The organism is Mycobacterium persicum (assembly GCF_002086915.1).
GTDB classification, from domain to species: Bacteria; Actinomycetota; Actinomycetes; order Mycobacteriales; family Mycobacteriaceae; genus Mycobacterium; species Mycobacterium persicum.
Genome location: NZ_MWQA01000001.1, coordinates 4,048,471 through 4,066,173, shown reverse-complemented (window position 1 = coordinate 4,066,173; position 17,703 = coordinate 4,048,471). Strand labels below are relative to the sequence as shown.

Sequence of the window (17,703 nt, the reverse complement as noted above, 5' to 3'; positions counted from 1 at the left end):
GTAAGTTGCGTCGCCTGTAGTGACCTCATCGCCGCCGCCCGCGCGGGAACATTCCGGGCGGCACCCCGCGACCGTCCCAGTTCAGTAGGTTGACCCGCGACGGCTGATTGGCGTTGGCTGCCATCTGTTCACTGGTCTGCCGCTGCCGCAGCGCGTGAAAGGTCTCGACCGCCACCGGCACCGGTCCTCCGCTGGCCTCACCGAACGGGCCGGACCCATACATCCCGGGACCGCCGTCGAACGACAACGAGCAGCCGGGTTCTTCGATTGCCTCGCCGTCCAGCTCGTATGCCGTCGGGATCACATACCGCTCTTCGTATTTCGCCAACGCCAGCAGCCGGTACATCTGGTAGATCTGCTCCTCGGTCATGCCGACCGATTCCGGGATGTGCGGCTGCGTCGGCCGGCCGAGGTTGATATCGCGCATATAGGAACGCATCGCCGCCAGCCGGCGCAGCACGGATTCCACCACGGTTGTGTCGCCGGCGGTGAACAGCCCCGCGAGGTACTCGATCGGGATGCGCAGCGCCCCCAGCGCCCCGAACAGATTGCCGAGGTCCTCGCCGTCGTGTCCGTCGCGGCCGATGGCGTCGACGACCGGAGACAGCGGCGGAATGTACCAAACCATCGGTACGGTGCGAAATTCCGGATGCAGCGGAAGCGCCACCTGGTAGGTGTTGATCAGCGCATAGACCGGAGAGCGCTGGGCGGCCTCGATCCACTCGTCGGGGATCCCCTCGGCGCGGGCACCGGCGATCACGTCGGGATCGTTGGGGTTCAACAGGATTCGCCGGTGGGCATGGTAGAGATCAGCCTCACGCTCCGCCGACGCGGCTTCCAGCACCCGGTCGACATCGTAGAGCACCAAACCGAGGTAACGTAACCGTCCGACACACGTTTCCGAGCACACCGTCGGCAGACCCACTTCGATGCGCGGGTAGCACATCGTGCACTTCTCCGCCTTACCGGTCTTGTGGTTGAAGTACACCTTCTTGTACGGGCAACCCGACACACACATCCGCCAGCCGCGGCAGCGATCCTGGTCGACGAGCACGATCCCGTCCTCGGTGCGCTTGTACATCGCACCCGACGGGCACGAGGCCACACACGACGGGTTCAGGCAGTGCTCGCAGATTCGCGGCAGATAGAACATGAACGCCTGCTCGAGTTCCAACCGCACCCGTTCGCTGACCTGCCGCAGCACCGGGTCACCGGGCACGATTTCCGGTGAGCCGCCGAGGTCGTCGTCCCAGTTTGCCGACCACGACACCTTCATCGGCTTGCCGCTGATCAGGCTGCGCGGCGGCGCCACCGGCATCTGCTCACCCAGCGGTGCGGTGATCAGCTTCTCGTAGTCATAGGTCCAGGGCTCGTAGTAGTCGCCCAGGCTCGGCATCTTCGGGTTGGCGAAGATCTTCAGTAGCTTGGCCAGCCGCCCGCCGCCGCGCAGCCGCAGCCGACCGCGGCGATCGCGCTGCCAGCCCCCGCGCCAGCGCGTCTGGTCCTCATAGGTGCGCGGATAGCCTTGTCCTGGACGGGTTTCGACGTTGTTGAACCAGACGTACTCGGTGCCCGCGCGGTTGGTCCACGCCTGCTTGCAGGTCACCGAACAGGTGTGGCAGCCGATGCACTTGTCGAGGTTCATCACCATCGCCAACTGCGCCATGACTTTCATCAGTAGGCCACCTCCTGGGAGCGCCGACGCACCACCGCCACCTCGTCACGCTGGTTGCCGGTTGGGCCTAAGTAGTTGAACGCGAACGCGTTCTGCGCGTAGCCGCCCGCCAGGTGGCTGGGCTTGATCAGCAGCCGAGTCAGCGAATTGTGGATGCCACCGCGACGCCCGGTGGTCTCGGTCAGCGGCGTGTCGATGGTGCGCTCCTGGGCGTGGTAGACGAAGACGACGCCGTCGGGCATCCGGTGGCTGACGATCGCTCGGCACACCACCACCCCGTTGCGGTTGACCGCCTCCACCCAATCGTTGTCACGCACACCGATTTTCGCAGCATCACCCACGCTCATCCACATGGTGGGACCGCCCCGCGACAGCGACAGCATGAGCAGGTTGTCCTGATACTCCGAGTGGATCGACCATTTCGAGTGTGGCGTCAGATACCGCACGGTCAGCACCGCGCCGTCACCGCCCAGTCTCGGCTCACCGAAGAGCCGCGACATGTCCAGCGGCGGACGGTAGATCGGCAGCTGCTCGCCGAGCTCTTCGACCCAGTCGTGGTCCAGGTAGAAGTGCATCCGGCCGGTCAGCGTGTGAAACGGCTTGAGTTCCTCGATGTTCACCGTGAACGGGGCATATCGGCGTCCGCCGGTCTCGCTGCCGGACCACTCCGGGCTGGTGATCACCGGCACCGGGCGGGCCTGCGCGTCGGCATAGGTGATGCGGCGTTCCTCGCTGCCTTCGGCCAGATGCGCCAACCTGCGCCCGGTCCGTCGTTCCAGTTCATGAAATCCCTCGACGGCGAGCCGGCCGTTGCTGGTTCCCGACAGCGCCAGGATCACGTCGGCCATCCGCTCGGCGGTGGTGATCGCCGGCCGGCCGGCCGCGGGCCCGGAGTTCAGCACCCCGAATTTGGCGGCGAGCTCGTCGACTTCGCGATCCGGCACGATGGTGATGCCCTTGGTGGTCAGCCCCAGACGTTCGGTCAGCGGCCCCAGCGCGGCCCACATGTCGGCAATGGCGGCGTAGTCCCGCTCGACCACCGCGATGGTACCCATCGTCTTACCCGGCTTGGGCCGCTCTCCTGTGGCGCGCCAGTCGGATTCGACTCCCGACGGGTAGGCCATCGCGCCGGGTGTGTCGTGTTGCAGTGCGCCGAGCACGACGTCGGTGCGGGTGCCGAGGTGCTTGGCCGCCAGCGTCGAGAAGGCGCTCGCGATCGCCCCGAACGCCTCGTAGTCGGAGCGGGTCTCCCACGGCGGATCGATGGCGGGGCTGAACGCGTGCACATACGGGTGCATGTCGGTGCTCGACAGGTCGGCCTTCTCGTACCAGGTGGCGGCCGGCAGCACCACGTCGGACAGCAACGTGGTGGACGTCATCCGGAAGTCGATCGACGTCAGCAGGTCGAGCTTGCCTTCACCGATGTCGTCGCGCCAGACGATGTCGTTGGGCCGCAACGCTTCTGGCGTCGGCGTCGCCTGCAGGTTCGACGTCGTGCCCAGCAGGTGCGCCAGGAAGTATTCGTTGCCTTTGCTGGACGAGCCGAGCAGGTTGGCACGCCACACGTTGAGCACTCGCGGCCAGTTCGCCGGGTCGTCGGGATCGGCGAGCGCCGGTTTGAGCGCACCGGTGGCGAGTTGTTCGACCACGTAGTCCGCGATGTCCCGGCCGGCCGCACGCGCCTCGTCGGCGACGTCCAGGCTGGAGCGGTTGAACTGCGGATAGAACGGCGTCCAGCCCATCGCGACGGCGGAGGCCAGCACGTCCATGGTGTGCTTGCCGGCGAACCGGCCGCGACCGGCCGGGCTGGCCAGCGCGTCGGCTCGGTAGCCGTCGTAGCGCCACTGGTCGGTGTGCACGTACCAGTACGACGTGCCCGCCATCTGGCGCGGCGGCCGCGACCAGTCGGTGGCCATCGCCATCGTCGCCCAACCCGTGACCGGGCGGCACTTTTCCTGACCGACGTAGTGCGCCCAGCCGCCGCCGTTGCGGCCCATCGACCCGGTGAGCAGCAGTAGTGCCAGCACGGCCCGGTAGGTGGCGTCGCCGTGGAACCACTGACAGATGCCGGCGCCCATGATGATCATCGACCGGCCACCGGATTCCTGGGCGTTGCGGGCGAATTCGCGTGCCACCCGAATGACCTGATCGGCCGGCACCCCGGTGATCGCCTGCTGCCAGGCCGGCGTGTACGGGTATGCCGCATCGTCGTAGTCGGTGGGCCAGTCTCCCGGCAGCCCGGGCCGGGCCACCCCGTATTGGGCCAGCATCAGGTCGAACACCGTGCAAGTCAGGTGCTCGCCGATGCGGCGCACCGGCACGCCACGCGTCATCGTCTCGCCGCGGCCGTCTGCAGTGTCGAAGCGGGGCAGGATGATTCGCGCGGATTCGCCGGGCGTGCGGTGCGCGACGGTGAGGGCCGGCACGATATCGCCGAGGTCGAGGTTCCACTTGCCCGCGCCGTCGTCGCCGTACCGGAAGCCCAGCGAACCGTGCGGGACCGCGGCCCGGTCCGTGGCGCCGTCCAGCAAGACCGGTTTGAACGCCGCATTCTCGACCTGGTGGCCCAGGTCGGCGGCGGTGAGGACCTTGCCCGGCACCAAGTCGTCACCGCGGCTTTCCAGTTTGACCAGAAACGGCAGGTCGGTGAACCGGCGCACATAGTCGACGAAGAATGGAATCCGTTGCTTGACAAGGTATTCCGAGAGAATTACGTGTCCCATCGCCATCGCCAGCGCGCCGTCGGCGCCGGCCGCACACGGCAGCCACTCGTCGGCGAACTTGGTGTTGTCGGCGTAGTCGGGGCTGACGGTGACCACCTTGGTGCCGCGGTAACGCACCTCGGCCATCCAGTGCGCGTCGGGCGTGCGGGTGACCGGCACGTTCGACCCCCACATCATCAGGTACGCGGCGTCCCACCAGTCGCCGGACTCCGGCACGTCGGTCTGGTCGCCGAACACCTGGGGCGCCGCCACCGGAAGGTCGGCGTACCAGTCGTAGAACGACGTCATCGCCCCGCCGATCAACTCCACGAAACGGGAGCCGGCCGCGTGGCTGACCATCGACATCGCCGGGATCGGCGAGAAGCCGGCGACGCGGTCGGGACCGTAGGTCTTGATGGTGTGGACGTGCGCCGCGGCGATCATCTCGGTGGCCTCGGCCCAGGTGACCCGCACCAGCCCACCTTTGCCCCGTGCCCGCTGGTATCGGCGGCGCCGGTCAGGATCGGACACCACGTCGGCCCAGGCCAGCACCGGATCGGTCAAGCGCGCCTTGGCTTCCCGATACATGTCGACCAGCACGCCGCGGGCGTACGGGTGACGCACCCGCGTCGGCGAATAGGTGTACCACGAGAACGCGGCGCCGCGCGGACAGCCACGTGGTTCGTATTCGGGGCGGTCGGGGCCGACGGACGGATAGTCGGTCTCCTGGTTCTCCCAGGTGATGATCCCGTCTTTGACGTAGATCTTCCACGAGCACGACCCGGTGCAGTTGACGCCATGGGTGGAGCGCACCACCTTGTCGTGACTCCACCGGTCGCGGTAGAAGACATCACCTTCGCGCCCACCCTCCCGGGTGACGGTGCGCAGGTCATCGGAGAACGTCCCCGGCGTGAAGAACCTTCCGCAGCGCTCGAGCAGTTCTTCGATCCGGCCCCCAGGCGGGCCGCTCACGCGGTCGCCTCCCTGCGTTCGGGTTCGTTGGCATGCAATCCCAGCGCCGTGTACGCCAGCGCCACCAGGGCGGTCGCGACCAACAGCAGCAGCCCGACGGTGTAGTCGTTTTCGACAGGGTCGTAGGTCGCGCCCATCACCAACGGCGGGAAGTAGCCGCCCAGCCCGCCCGCGGCGGCGACGATGCCGGTGATCGTGCCGACAGATTGGGCGGGTGAGCGGCGGGCGACCCAGGCGATCACGCCGCCGGTACCGGCCCCCAGGAAGATCGCCAGCGTGATGAACGTCAGCGCCGAGAACACGTCGGGCGGCGGCTTGAACGCCGCGATGAACGCCAGCGCCGCGGTACCTGCCAGCGACCCGAGGACGACGTACTTGGGCGCGATGCGGTCGGCGAGCGCGCCGCCGAATGGCCGGGCCAGCACGGCAGCCACGGCGAAGCCGGCCGTGCGGGCACCCGCGTCGACGGCGGAGAAACCGTAGATGGTCTTGATGTAGGTGGGCAGGTAGTTGGCGAACGCGACGAAACCACCGAACACGATGGCGTACAGGAACGACATCTCCCAGGTCACCCGGAGCTTCGCGGCGGCGATCAGCTTCGGCAGCACCGGGCCGGTGTTCGGTGTGAAATCCGGCGAGTTGCGCATCACCAGCACACACGCCGCAGCGGTGAGCGCCAGCACGACGGCGATGACGGCGTGCGTGTTGAACAGGCCGAACCAGCGCACGAATCGGGGTGTGAAGAAGGCGGACAACGCGGTGCCCACCATGCCCATGCCGAATACCCCGGTGGCGAACCCACGGCGGGCGGGCGGGTACCACGCGTTGACGAACGGGATCCCGACGGCAAAAACCGTGCCCGCGATCCCGAGGAAAAACCCGAACACCAACAGCAATGGGTAGGAACCCGACTTGCCGGCAAGACCCACGGCCAGCACCGGCGCGATCGTCGCCAGCGAGATCGCGATGAACATCGCGCGACCGCCGAACCGGTCGGTCAGCGAGCCGATGACGATCCGGCCCAGTGCCCCGACCAAAATGGGCGTCGCCACCAGCAGCGAGGCTTGCGCGCTCGACAGCCGCAAGTGTTCGGCGTAGGTCGTTGACAGCGGGCCGATCATGTTCCATGCCCAGAAGTTGACGGTCGAGACCCAGGTCGCCAGGGCCAAGTTCGCGTCCTGCCGTGCGCCGGTATCCGGCGTATTCGCCGTAGTCACCGCTCTACCCAATCACCTCATCAGCCGGTTCGAAACCAAACCGAGGTAATCGGCGGGCCGGTGTTCGGTGCATATTGCGCTAGGCGCCGGCCCGCACCGCGGACACGAACATATTCCGCGGCGCGCTGTCTTGGGCCTCCTTCGGCGGGTTGCGGTCGTAGCCGGCCATCAGCTGCGCCGACGGCGTCACCGTCACCTCCCAGCCGTGGCGGCGCAGCCAGTCGCCGACGTCGTCGCGCTCCTCGAAGTACCACAGCTCGTCCGTACTGGGCACCTCGCGCTGCGGGTCGACCTTGGCCATCAGCGCGCGAACACGGTCCATCCGCTCGCGCCGCTTGGCGCGGAATTCGGGGTCCATAAAGTCGGGTCCGAGCGCCTCGACAGCAATCCGGCTACCGGCGACGGAGAGGCCGTCAACGCGGTTGAACAGCAGATCCTGGGCTACCGCCGGCAGATACGGCATGAGTCCCTCGGCTGACCATGCGCTCGGTGCGGACGCGTCGAAACCGGCCTGCTGCAACGCCTTCGGCCAGTCTTGACGCAGGTCCACCGGGACGCCGACGCGCCGGCAGGTCGGCTCGACCCCGTGCTCGCGTAGCGTCGCCGTTTTGAACTCCAGCACCTTGGGCTGGTCGAGTTCGTAGACCGTGGTCCCGTCGGGCCACGGCAACCGCCAGCACCGCGAGTCCAGGCCGGTCGCCAGAATCACTGCCTGACCGATGCCCGCTCGGGTCGCGTCCAGGAAGAAAGTGTCGAAAAATGCTGTGCGGCAAGCCATATAGTTGGTCATTGCCTGCATTCGCAGCGACACCTCGGGCTCGGCTTCAAGGACTTCGGCGGGCAGCTGCGACCCCGAATACCAGTTCCACACGCCGTCGCCGGCCGCGTCGAGGAAAATCCGCGCGAACGGATCGCTGATCAGCGGATTGGCGCTCTCGGTTTCGGCCGCGCGGGCCGCCGCCACACCCAGCGCCGTCGCGCCGACGCTCTCGGTGATCTCCCAGCTGTCGTTATCGGTTCTGGCGGTTTTGGCCATGCTCACTTCCTCCCGTCAACACCGACCCTACGGGCAGGTATCCAACTCGTCGGTCCGGGTCGGGCCACGCCGGTTGGCCGGGTATCAGCAGGCCGTCGGTACGAGGACCGCGACGTCACTGTGCAAGTGCGCCAGTCCGCTATCGAGAGTCGCCAACTGCCCGTTGCGGCTTCGGGCCAGCTGAGCCAGGTAAGCATCGGTCACCTGTCGGTGGCCGACCACGCCGCCGCTCTCGACATCGGCGAAAGAGACGCTGTCGGGCCAGAACTTGTGGCGCTTTGCGGTTTCGACGGCGCTGACCACCTCCCGTGCCGCTGCCGCGGATTGACCCGTCCGCAGCAAGAATCGAACCAGACTTCCCTGCGTGATGGGGCACGTCGCGAAACCGGCGTCACGCGTGGACAGCCATGCCGCGGCGGCGTCGTGATGCACGTGCTCGGCGACCACCAGCGCGATCAGCACGTTCGCGTCCAGCAGCGCGATCACGCCTCATCCTCCAACGAGCGCACGTCCTCGGAGGTCACGACTTTGCCGACGCTCACCAGTGGCAACCCGGTCCTGGGATCGGTGGAGATCGCGGCGGTACGGCCGGCTCCCAGGCCGCGTCGCATGAGGTCGGCAACGGTTTCACTCAAGGTGCGGCGGGTGTCCCGGGCGATAGCCAGCGCCTGTTTGTGCAGGTCGTCGGGCAGATCAATGGTGGTACGCACACCCAAGCCTACATCACTGCATCACGATGCCATGATGCCATGATGCGGCCGACTTTGAGCCGACCGACAACCCGAAGCAAGCCGGCGGGGCTCTCGAGGCGCCGCTCGCCGGCGCATAGGGTGGTCGCCGTGACCGATGCCTTCACCGGGTCCGAGACCCTGGCAAGAATCTTGACCGAACACGGCCCGTTGGACGCCGACGACATCGCAGCGCGGCTACGGGACGACGGCGTGGCCGATGCGGATGCCGTGCTGGCTCAGGTTCTCGACGAAATACAGTGTCCAGCAAGACAGTTGGTCGACGAGAGGTGGGTGTGGCTGCCGGCCGTGCTGGCCGGACGGGTGTTCACGCACCGGGTCAAAGCGGACGAGCTGGCCGACGACCTGCTGACTGTGGCCCCGGATCTGGACCCCATCACCGAGCTCTGCGAGCACGCGCAGTACCAGCGGCTCGCCGACGGTTCACCGACGCAGGTCATGCTGGCCGGGTTCGATGACGAGTTGCTCGAGCAGCGGGGCATTCCGGACGAGGCGGTCGACCCGCACGGGGTGCTGCTCCTGGCGCCGGGCACGTTGGTGGCATTGGGGGTGGCCGAGGGCGACCTGGTGGGGATGCGGCTGACCGAGAAAGGGTTGGTGGTCGAGCGGGTCACTGAGGTCGCGTCGGCCGAAGGAGTGGGTGCGCGGCTAGCCGCGACGCTCCACGCCCAGGAGCCGACGTACTTCGACGCCGCGGTGTGGACGGTGTGCGCCGAAGATCCGACGCTGTTCACCGAGCCGCTGCCGCCGTTGTCCGAGATCGTCGACGACTATGGTCTCGCGCGCCAGCGCGATTGGCTTGCACCGGGCGGATTCGATTTTAGCGCTTGGCGTTTCAAGCTAGGGTGCCAAGCGCTGGCCGAACGTCATGAACTCGACCCCAATGAGGCGGTCGCGTTGTACGTGCTGGTCAAGTTGCACGACCAGATCGCAGAGCTGCTCGACGCGGGCATGGCGCCGCAGGAAGCGTTGGCCGCGGCCACCCACGGCGCGACAGCACCCGACATGGATCTCGTCGGCGCGTTGGGTGCCGCACTCGCTGATCCGCTGCTGGCCGAGCTGCTGGTGGCCGAGACGGTCGGCGACGAAAGCGTCGGGACGGCCGCGCTGGTCTTGTTCGCCGAGGTGCTGGAGTCGAAGGTGCCCCGCGCGGCGCGGGTGGCGTGTCGGTGGCTACGGGCGGTGGCGCTGGAGCGCATCGGCGACATTGCGGCGGCCGAACGTGAACTGCTGGCCGCCGAGTCGATGGATCCGGATTGGCCGTTGCCGTTGTTCGATCTGGCTCGGATCGCCTCCGATCGCGGTGACGTCGAGCGCGGGTTGGCGTTGCTGCGCCGGGCGGGCGCCGAGCCGGACTACCCGCTGGTGGAGCTGCTGGAGCAGTACCAGGCCGAGCCGCGCCGTGACGTCGGCCGAAATGACGTGTGCTGGTGCGGGTCTGGGCGCAAGTACAAGAAATGCCATCTCGGGCGTGAGCAGCTGCCGCTGGACGACCGGGCGCGCTGGTTGTACGCGAAGGCCATCCAACATGCGCTGGTGAGCGGCTGGAACGACCTGTTGATCGACGTGGCCTACGAACGCTCCCGCCATGCCGGCGATGATCCGGACGCGCTGACCACCGCGCTGGGCGATCCGCTGGTGATCGACGCGGTGCTGTTCGAGGGCGGGGCGTTCGAGGAGTTCCTCGAAATCCGCGGGTCGTTGCTGCCCGACGACGAGCGACTGCTGGCGCAGCAGTGGTTGTTGGTGCAGCGGTCGGTGTTTGAGGTGGAGCGGGTGCAACGCGGCCACAGCGTCACCGTGCGCGACCTGCGCATCGGCGACACCCATGAGGTGCGGGAGCAGGCGGCCAGCCGCCAGCTGAAGACGGGGCAGCTGGTGTGCGCGCGGGTGCTGCCTGCCGGTGACACCATGCGATTTTTCGGCGGCGTGGAACCGGTCGCGCTGCACGAGCGCTACCCGCTGAGCGAACTGCTTGACACCGAACCCGACGCGGTGACGCTGGTGGCCTACCTGAGCCGCCGGTTTGCGCCGCCGACGCTGACCAACACCGAGGGTGATCCGCTGGCGTTCTGTGAGGCCACCGTGCGCATCGGCGACCGTGCCGCGATCCAGGCCGCGCTTGACAACACCTACGACCGGGTCGAAGGCGAACCGCCGCCGCGATGGCACGAGTACGTCAACGACGATGGGACGCAACGGATCCGGGCGACCCTGGTGCTCGACGCCGACACGCTGCGGGTAGCGTCCAACAGCGACAAGCGGATGGACCGGGTGCTGGCCACGGTGGCCGCCCTGGATCCGGCGATGAGCGTGCTGGAGGACTCGCGCCGCCCGTTGGGCGATACCCGCGAGCTGGCCGAGCTCGCCAAGCAGCTCCCGGCTACCGAGGAAAGAGAGCCCGATGGGCCCGAGGTGGCCGCGGCACTCGAGGAGTTCGTCCGCGACTACGAAACCAAGTGGCTTGACCAGCCCATCCCGGCACTCGCCGGGCGCACCCCGCGGCAGGCCGCCGACGACCCCACCCGACGGAGCGATCTGATCAAACTTCTCGACAGCTTCCCCGCCGCGGCACGTGCCGGCGCCATGGACGCCAACCGGCTGCGCGCCGCGTTGGGACAGTAGTGCGGATGCGGTGACGCCACGCCTCTGCAGAACCGGCCGGCGATTCCGGCGGAAATAGGCGCCGGGCGGCGCATGATGGAAGGGTGCGGATCGGAGTCGGCTTCTCCACCGCGCCCGATGCGCGGCAGGCGGCGGTGGCGGCGGCCACGCAGGCGTGCGATGCGCTTGCGGGTGAGGCGCCGTCGCTGGCTGTGCTGCTCGGATCGCGGTCGCACTCCGATCAGGCGGCGGACGTTCTCAACGCGGTGCTGGGCATCGTCGGGTCGCCCGCGCTGATCGGTTGTGTCGCCCAGGCGGTTGTCGCCGGCCGGCGTGAGATAGAGGACCGGCCGGCGGTGGCGGTGTGGCTGGCGTCGGGCCTGGCCGCCGAAACGTTCCAGCTGGACTTCGTCCGCGCCGGCTCGGGCGGACTGCTTACCGGTTACCGGTTCGACCGGACCGCACATGATCTGCACCTGCTGCTGCCCGACCCGTACACCTTCCCGTCGAGTCTGCTCATCGAGCACCTCAACAGCGACCTGCCGGGGACGACCGTGGTGGGCGGTCTGGCCAGCGGTGGACGCGGCCCGGGCGGCACCCGGCTGTTCCGCGACGGTGGTGTGTTCAGCTCGGGGCTCGTCGGGGTGCGCCTACCCGGGGTGCACGGGATACCGATCGTGTCGCAGGGCTGCCGGCCGATCGGCCGCCCCTACATAGTCACCGGCGCGGACGGGGCGGCGATCACCGAGCTGGGTGGCCGTCCGCCGCTGGTGCGCCTGCGCGAGATCGTCGAGGATCTGCCCTTGCACGAGCAGGAGTTAGTCAGCCGTGGCCTGCAGATCGGCATCGTGGTCGACGAACACCTGGCGGCTCCGGGGCAGGGCGACTTCTTGATCCGCGGGCTACTGGGCGCCGACCCTTCGACCGGAGCCATCGAGATCGGCGATGTTGTCGAGGTCGGCACGACCGTGCAGTTCCAGGTGCGTGACGCGGCGTCGGCGGACAAGGACCTGCACCTGGCCGTGGAGCGGGCGGCGGCGGAGCTGGGTGGGCGTCCGGCGGGTGCGCTGCTGTTCACCTGCAACGGGCGGGGGCGGCGGATGTTCGGGGTGGCCGACCATGACGCGTCGACGATCGAAGACCTGCTGGGCGGGATTCCGCTGGCCGGGTTCTTCGCCGCCGGGGAGATCGGTCCGGTGTTCGGGCGCAATGCGTTACATGGCTACACGGCGTCGTTGGCACTGTTCGTCGACTGAGCTGGGCTGGCGTGCATCACTTTCGTCAGACTGGTCATCGCTCTGGTGCACCATGCGTTATGCCCGGCGATGATCGGACGCCAGTGTGCCCAAAGTCGTTGCCTTTCCATCCTTTCCATAACAGTGGCTCGCGCAGGTCGGTGGCCAGTGCATAGGACGGGCAATCGCCGAAGTTCAATCCGGCCGGGTGGCCGCTGCCTTTGCCGAAATCTGCGTAGGCCTGGCACGCAAGCCGGGCCTGCCGTTCAGTGACCGGCTCCACCACAAACCCGGCCTCCTCGAGCAGCTCGTCCAAACCTCTGCTGATGATCGGATCGTGTTGGGAATCCAGGACGTCCCGACGTGGCTGGCCATCTGTTCGGACGTGAACGCACCGACTCGCCCCGGTGCGCGGACCGTTCCGGGACGCCTACGGTCCGCACTGCTTCTATTGCGGCACGCATCTGCCGGCCAACAATCCGGTCGATCACGTGCTGCCGTGGTCGCCGGTCGGCATCGACGGCCCGGCCAACCTGGTGTTGGCGTGCGCGCGCTGCAACGGCGACAAGAGCGGTGCGCGACCGGCGGTGTCGATCGTGGACCGAGTGCTCGATCGTGACCGAGATGTGTTGGAACAGATCGCATCCGAGATCCAGTGGCCAACGCAGCGCTATCGTGTGGTGGCCGCGGCGCTCGGCATCTACCGGGTGCAGCCGCCGGTGCGCCGACGTGGTCGGGGTACCAGCGGAGCGAGCGGCTGGATATCGGCTTTGTGTCGTCGTGGAGGTGAATTGTGGTGTGCCTCGGTGTCGCCCGGCTTCGCTGCCGTGTGTTCGCCCGGTTGCTACCTACGTCCCATGGCGCGGGGCGCATATGCAGGCCGGACGGATCCGCATTGCCCGGTGTGACAAATCCGCAACAACCTACTGGACGGATTCGCAATAGATGACTAGGCAGATCCGCAGCGTATGCTGTCCACATGTCCGTAGTCGACCGCGCGATCGCACCCATGGTGCTAGCCGCGCTGGCCGACACGCCGGTCGTCGTCGTCAATGGCGCACGCCAGGTCGGGAAGACGACCCTTGTTGCGCGACTTAACTACCCAGGGTCAAGCCAGGTCGTCTCCCTCGACGACGCCGCCAACCGCGATGCTGCCCGCCACGATCCGCGCGCATTTGTCTCCCGGCCGGTGGACACGCTCGTGATCGACGAGTCACAACTGGAACCGGGACTGTTCCGGGCGATCAAGGCCGAGGTTGATCACGATCGCCGACCCGGCCGCTTCCTGCTTACCGGTTCGGCGCGGCTGCTTTCTGCCCCCGACATGGCCGACGCGTTGGTCGGCCGAGTCGAGATCATCGAACTCTGGCCGTTCTCGCAGGGTGAACTCGCCGGATTCGCCGACAACTTCGTCGATCTGCTGTTCAGCGCACCTCGCGAACTGATCCACAGCTCCGATTTGCGGCGCGCCGATCTGGTCGAGCGCATCGCCACCGGAGGCTTCCCAGAGATCATTGCCCGCACGCCGTCGAGACGCCGTGCGTGGTTCGACAACTATCTGACCACTGCGGCGCAGTCGGTCATCCGCGAGCTCTCCGCAATTGAGCGGCTTGCCGAAGTTCCACGATTACTTCGGCTCTGCGCGACGCGGACTGGCGCCGAACTCAACGTCAGCGCGCTGGCGAACGAACTGTCGATTCCGGCCCGCACCACCGACGGCTATCTGGCCTTGCTGGAAGCGGCCTTCCTGATCCATCGGGTGCCGGCCTGGTCGACCAACCTGACCCGCAAGGTGATCCGCAGACCGAAGCTTGTCGTGTCGGACAGTGGCCTGGCATGCCACCTGCTCGGTGCTACCAGCGCGACGCTGGATCGTCCAGGTGGTCACCTCGGCCCGCTTCTCGAGACGTTCGTGGCCAACGAGATTCGCAAGCAGCTCACCTGGTCCGCCGAGCCGGCCAGTCTGTGGCATTTTCGCGACCGCGGCGGCGCCGAAGTCGATCTGGTGCTCGAACACCCCGACGGCCGGATCTGCGGCATCGAAGTCAAGGCGACCAGCACCCCACGAGCGGAGGATCTTCGCGGTCTGCGCTATCTGGCCGACAGGCTCGGCGATCGTTTTCAGTTCGGCGTGCTGCTCACCGCGGCACCGGAAGCCACGCCGTTCGGCCCCAACCTTGCGGCCCTACCGGTCAGCACGCTCTGGGCGTCTCGGTGAGGCTCGACACCCTCGATAGCGCGACACGATCCTGGCGTCGCCACCGGACATCTTGCACCCAAGATCGCGCGACGGGATATGACTGACCCTAATCGCCATTGCGCCAACGGGTAGCTTCGCCAGGTCGCCTCCCTCGATGACACCATCAACCGCGATGCCGCACACGAATCCAGCGACTCCCCGAAGCCGGCATCCCGCTATCGGTCAACGCGGTCGGCAATTCGTTCACAGGACTTACTGGCTCCCTGCCCGAAACTATCGACGTGTTGTGCAGGCCCGAGTTGACCAAACCACCGCTTGCGCACCATCGAAGTGCTCGAGTTAGCCATGGAAACATGGACCGGTTCGACGAGGACGGTGAATCCGAGCGCGTTGGCTTGGCGGACGATGCGGCGCATGGCGCGTTCGGGATCTAGCCGCGCGAAGTAGTCACCGCCAAGATCGGCGTAGTCGACATCGTCGGCGAGCACGTGCCATCCCGCGGTCAGGATTGAGTATTGGATGGCGACAATGGCTTGGTCTTCCCGAGCCGGGGCGCCAGAAGCTGATATCGGGCGCCGAAGTAGGTGATGCCTTGTGCGGGACGCGACCATCGTGGCGGCGCCCAACGCGCTGGTCAGCCATCGGTTGCCGCGACGGGTCGTGTCGGCGGCGTTCGTCGGCCGACTCCTGATGGCTCAGGGCACACACCCGCCCGCGGCGCCAGGTGCGCGGCGGTGACAAGCGGTCACACCCGAATGATCGTCACGCTCGCCGGGCAGTCGAAGGCGAAAGTCATCCACAGGTTGATCACACGGTTGACTTCTGCAACCATTTCCGATACAGATGTATCCGTTACAGTACGCCCGTATGTGTCGCGCCCGAGCGTGTAGCGAAAGCCGAGGCAGTTGCGGAGTTTCAGATCAGCCCGAAGGGATGTCAGCAGTGACGCGGTAGGTAATTCCCGAAGGGCTAGCGGACGCCGCGCCAGCGGTGGAGTCGTTGAACGCACGGTCGGTGGCAGCCTATGCCGCCGCAAGGCCCGGCGATCGAACCACATGGTTTCCGTTGCAGCCGAACCCATTTCGTTTGGACCGCAGCCGGGCTGAGCGCCCCCGGCAGACAGCGCGTGGCCGCAGCCGCCGAAGGCCTGTTTCGCAGTCCGGTATCGGTGCGCCCGGACAGGCCTCGCCGATGCCACTGCAGCAGCGCTGAAACCATGCCCGACAACAGCTCTCGACTGACCACACCGGCGACGCCATGACCGGCGCACCTCAAAGACATCGCTCAACAGCAGTACCGAAGAAAGGACCGCCCGACCATGCCGAAGCCGACTCATCCCGCCAAACCTGAAAGCAACGCCGACGATGCCGAATCCGGTTCGGCTCGTGCTAAAGGCGGGATCGGCAAGTCGCGGCGAGGCAGGCTTGCCGCCGGCGCTGCACTGGGAGCGCTAACACTGACAAGCGGCATCGCCGGCATCGTCGACGTGACCACCCCGACCACCGCCAACGGCTTCGGTGTCAATGTGGGGCGACTCAATATCACGCTGACCTCCCACGGCGGCTTCAAGCTCGACAGCTGCACGAGCAACACCAACGACACTTCTGGTGGCAGCCTCAGTGGCGCTGGGTCGTCGAGCAATTCGACTGACACGACGGCTACTACCCAAGACAACACCACCGCAACCATCAGTTCCGGCGGCGGCAATGAGCTTCCCACAGATACGCAGACAAATTTGATCCCGGGTGACGACCAGCCAACCGGGACGCAAGTTACGTCCAGCACAGGCGCCGCAGGCGGGTATGACGACGACTACTACTACAGCTCGAGCGAATCCGACGACGACAGTTCAGGTACAAACACCATCGCGCAATGGCAAGCAAACAACAACGAATACCGGCCTGACGACCCCAATTCCGAAGAGCAGTCGGACCTCGACTTTGCAACCGCGTATGCGGCTGGCGACCCGTATAACCCTGACAACTAACGGTAGACAGGCAGATCGGCATTTCATATGCGTTCGACCACCCGGAGACGTCAGCGGCACAGTCCCGATTGTCCGGCTCGGCAAGAAAGCGGGCGAGGTTATGGTGGCCATTGTCGATAGAGCCCCCTCCCTTACCGGTACCTCTGGTATCACAGCTGCTGAAAGCAATGATTCGGACACGGAAGTGCTCGACGCTCATCTTCGTGAGGCGTTGGCTTTCGAGGCGCCGTATGTGCTTGATCGGATGCTTAGCGACCGGGTAGTCGAGACCCGCGCTCAGGCCCAGGAGCTTTTCACCGAGGTCAAGAAGTATCTGGTTTTGTCTGAGCTGAGCCACGACATGGTCATCGGCATGTATTCAGAGATGGTCGACGCCGCCTGGCACGCATTTATCTTGTTCACCAACCAATACGCGGATTACGGGCATCGCTACTTCGGCCATTACCTTAGCCATGCTCCGACAGTCCACTCCGGCCCTGGATACGACGGGCAGTTCGGCGCGGCTGCCGAAAAGCGACGCCCAGGAATTTCGCGGCCCCGCCGGCGAACACGCAAGAAATCCACGTTCACCGATTTCCGCGAGCGCTATGAAGCATTGTTCGGACAACCGCTCCCCGATGTCTGGCATGACATCTGCTTTATCACCGTTAATCGACGAATGCTTGTCGACGACCGCGCGGGCCGGCTTACCTTGGCTCGCAGCGACGGCTACGTCGCGCTGTGTCGCACCGACGGCACCGCCGTCTTGTCGGTCAACGATATGGCCTGTGCCGCATTGCAATTCATCATCGCCACGGGCGCCTTCTACGTCCGGGAATTGCCCGGCGGGCTGACCGACGACGAAAAGATCGGGCTTGCTCAAGCGCTGGTCCGGTCTGGCGCACTCAAAGTCGCTCCGTAGCAACATGTCCGGTTCTGACGGTGCCGCCGGAGGGCGTGCGCATACATCACCGGCATTGGTCCCGACGACCCCGCGGGACGGTCTGGCGGGTCGGCGGTACCGGATCAGTTCGTCACTGCTGGCAAGCAGGCGGCGGTTTCCCATCATTCACCACCAGCAAGGCCAGGAGCCATCGTGTTTGATTTTGCGCTGTTACCGCCAGAGGTCAATTCGGCCCGGATGTATACCGGTGCAGGCTCGGGTTCGCTGCGCACCGCCGCGGCCAGCTGGCAACTGCTGGCCGCCGAACTGCACTCCGCGGCCAGCATGTACCGATCGGTGGTCACCGACCTGACCACCATGCAGTGGACGGGTCCGTCGTCGATGTCGATGGCCGCCGCCGTCATTCCCTATGTGGATTGGCTCACCGTCACCGCCGAGCAAGC

At 66.5% G+C, this 17,703-nt stretch carries 14 protein-coding genes and 2 pseudogenes; 8 read left to right on the top strand and 8 right to left on the bottom strand.

Annotated features, from left to right (window positions below):
• Positions 1-25: 25 nt before the first annotated feature.
• The 6 genes from narH to B4U45_RS18585 form a co-directional block, all read right to left on the bottom strand.
• Positions 26-1,675, bottom strand: coding sequence for a nitrate reductase subunit beta (gene narH, locus B4U45_RS18610; RefSeq protein WP_075546972.1), 1,650 nt, complete (start codon positions 1,673-1,675; stop codon positions 26-28).
• Positions 1,675-5,349 (bottom strand): nitrate reductase subunit alpha, encoded by a 3,675-nt coding sequence (locus B4U45_RS18605; protein ID WP_075546971.1) that lies wholly within the window; start codon positions 5,347-5,349, stop codon positions 1,675-1,677. The genes narH and B4U45_RS18605 overlap by 1 nt, the downstream gene beginning before the upstream one ends.
• Positions 5,346-6,566 (bottom strand): nitrate/nitrite transporter, encoded by a 1,221-nt coding sequence (locus B4U45_RS18600; RefSeq protein ID WP_075546970.1) that lies wholly within the window; start codon positions 6,564-6,566, stop codon positions 5,346-5,348. The genes B4U45_RS18605 and B4U45_RS18600 overlap by 4 nt, the downstream gene beginning before the upstream one ends.
• A 79-nt stretch (positions 6,567-6,645) precedes the next feature.
• Entirely contained in the window at positions 6,646-7,602 is a 957-nt protein-coding gene (locus B4U45_RS18595) for a class I SAM-dependent methyltransferase (protein WP_075546969.1), read from the bottom strand.
• An 84-nt stretch (positions 7,603-7,686) separates the two neighbouring features.
• Entirely contained in the window at positions 7,687-8,088 is a 402-nt protein-coding gene (locus tag B4U45_RS18590; protein WP_075546968.1) for a TA system VapC family ribonuclease toxin, read from the bottom strand.
• Positions 8,085-8,312 carry an antitoxin gene (locus B4U45_RS18585; RefSeq protein WP_075546967.1) on the bottom strand — a complete coding sequence of 76 codons (228 nt, stop codon included), beginning with the start codon at positions 8,310-8,312 and terminating at the stop codon, positions 8,085-8,087. Before B4U45_RS18585 ends, B4U45_RS18590 begins: the two co-directional genes overlap by 4 nt.
• A gap of 120 nt (positions 8,313-8,432) precedes the next feature.
• Between B4U45_RS18585 and B4U45_RS18580 the strand changes: the two genes are divergently transcribed.
• Both B4U45_RS18580 and B4U45_RS18575 read left to right on the top strand, forming a co-directional pair.
• Positions 8,433-10,976 carry an SEC-C metal-binding domain-containing protein gene (locus B4U45_RS18580; protein ID WP_371686829.1) on the top strand — a complete coding sequence of 848 codons (2,544 nt, stop codon included), beginning with the start codon at positions 8,433-8,435 and terminating at the stop codon, positions 10,974-10,976.
• Between the two features lie 83 nt (positions 10,977-11,059).
• Positions 11,060-12,211, top strand: a complete 1,152-nt coding sequence (locus B4U45_RS18575) for an FIST signal transduction protein (protein WP_075546966.1) — start codon at positions 11,060-11,062, stop codon at positions 12,209-12,211.
• Between the two features lie 34 nt (positions 12,212-12,245).
• Here B4U45_RS18575 and B4U45_RS18570 read toward each other — a convergent pair.
• Positions 12,246-12,545: pseudogene (locus B4U45_RS18570) on the bottom strand (type II toxin-antitoxin system VapC family toxin); the annotation flags it as partial.
• A gap of 2 nt (positions 12,546-12,547) precedes the next feature.
• Between B4U45_RS18570 and B4U45_RS18565 the strand changes: the two are divergent.
• Both B4U45_RS18565 and B4U45_RS18560 read left to right on the top strand, forming a co-directional pair.
• Positions 12,548-12,980, top strand: a pseudogene (locus B4U45_RS18565) (HNH endonuclease); the annotation flags it as partial.
• Between the two features lie 189 nt (positions 12,981-13,169).
• The gene (locus tag B4U45_RS18560; RefSeq protein ID WP_075546965.1) at positions 13,170-14,408 is read left to right on the top strand and encodes an ATP-binding protein; all 1,239 of its coding nucleotides are present in this window, start codon (positions 13,170-13,172) and stop codon (positions 14,406-14,408) included.
• Between the two features lie 197 nt (positions 14,409-14,605).
• Here the strand turns inward: B4U45_RS18560 and B4U45_RS18555 are convergent, their stop codons facing one another.
• Positions 14,606-14,878, bottom strand: coding sequence for a hypothetical protein (locus tag B4U45_RS18555; protein ID WP_075546964.1), 273 nt, complete (start codon positions 14,876-14,878; stop codon positions 14,606-14,608).
• A 106-nt stretch (positions 14,879-14,984) separates the two neighbouring features.
• Between B4U45_RS18555 and B4U45_RS18550 the strand changes: the two genes are divergently transcribed.
• The 4 genes from B4U45_RS18550 to B4U45_RS18535 all read left to right on the top strand — a co-directional run.
• The gene (locus tag B4U45_RS18550; RefSeq protein ID WP_158006335.1) at positions 14,985-15,128 is read left to right on the top strand and encodes a hypothetical protein; all 144 of its coding nucleotides are present in this window, start codon (positions 14,985-14,987) and stop codon (positions 15,126-15,128) included.
• 580 nt (positions 15,129-15,708) lie between these two features.
• Entirely contained in the window at positions 15,709-16,377 is a 669-nt protein-coding gene (locus B4U45_RS18545) for a hypothetical protein (protein WP_075546963.1), read from the top strand.
• Between the two features lie 100 nt (positions 16,378-16,477).
• Positions 16,478-17,278, top strand: coding sequence for a glycine-rich domain-containing protein (locus tag B4U45_RS18540; RefSeq protein ID WP_142995465.1), 801 nt, complete (start codon positions 16,478-16,480; stop codon positions 17,276-17,278).
• Positions 17,279-17,497: 219 nt separating this feature from the next.
• Positions 17,498-17,703: PPE domain-containing protein (locus B4U45_RS18535; protein ID WP_423734697.1), on the top strand; the 206-nt coding region annotated here is incomplete at its 3' end.

Bases quoted from the DNA above. Each gene is read 5' to 3' on its own strand.
- narH (WP_075546972.1), bottom strand. From the start codon at position 1,675: ATGAAAGTCATGGCGCAGTTGGCGATGGTGATGAACCTCGACAAGTGC.
- B4U45_RS18595 (WP_075546969.1), bottom strand. From the start codon at position 7,602: ATGGCCAAAACCGCCAGAACCGATAACGACAGCTGGGAGATCACCGAG.
- B4U45_RS18545 (WP_075546963.1), top strand. From the start codon at position 15,709: ATGCCGAAGCCGACTCATCCCGCCAAACCTGAAAGCAACGCCGACGAT.
- B4U45_RS18540 (WP_142995465.1), top strand. From the start codon at position 16,478: ATGGTGGCCATTGTCGATAGAGCCCCCTCCCTTACCGGTACCTCTGGT.
- B4U45_RS18560 (WP_075546965.1), top strand. From the start codon at position 13,170: ATGTCCGTAGTCGACCGCGCGATCGCACCCATGGTGCTAGCCGCGCTG.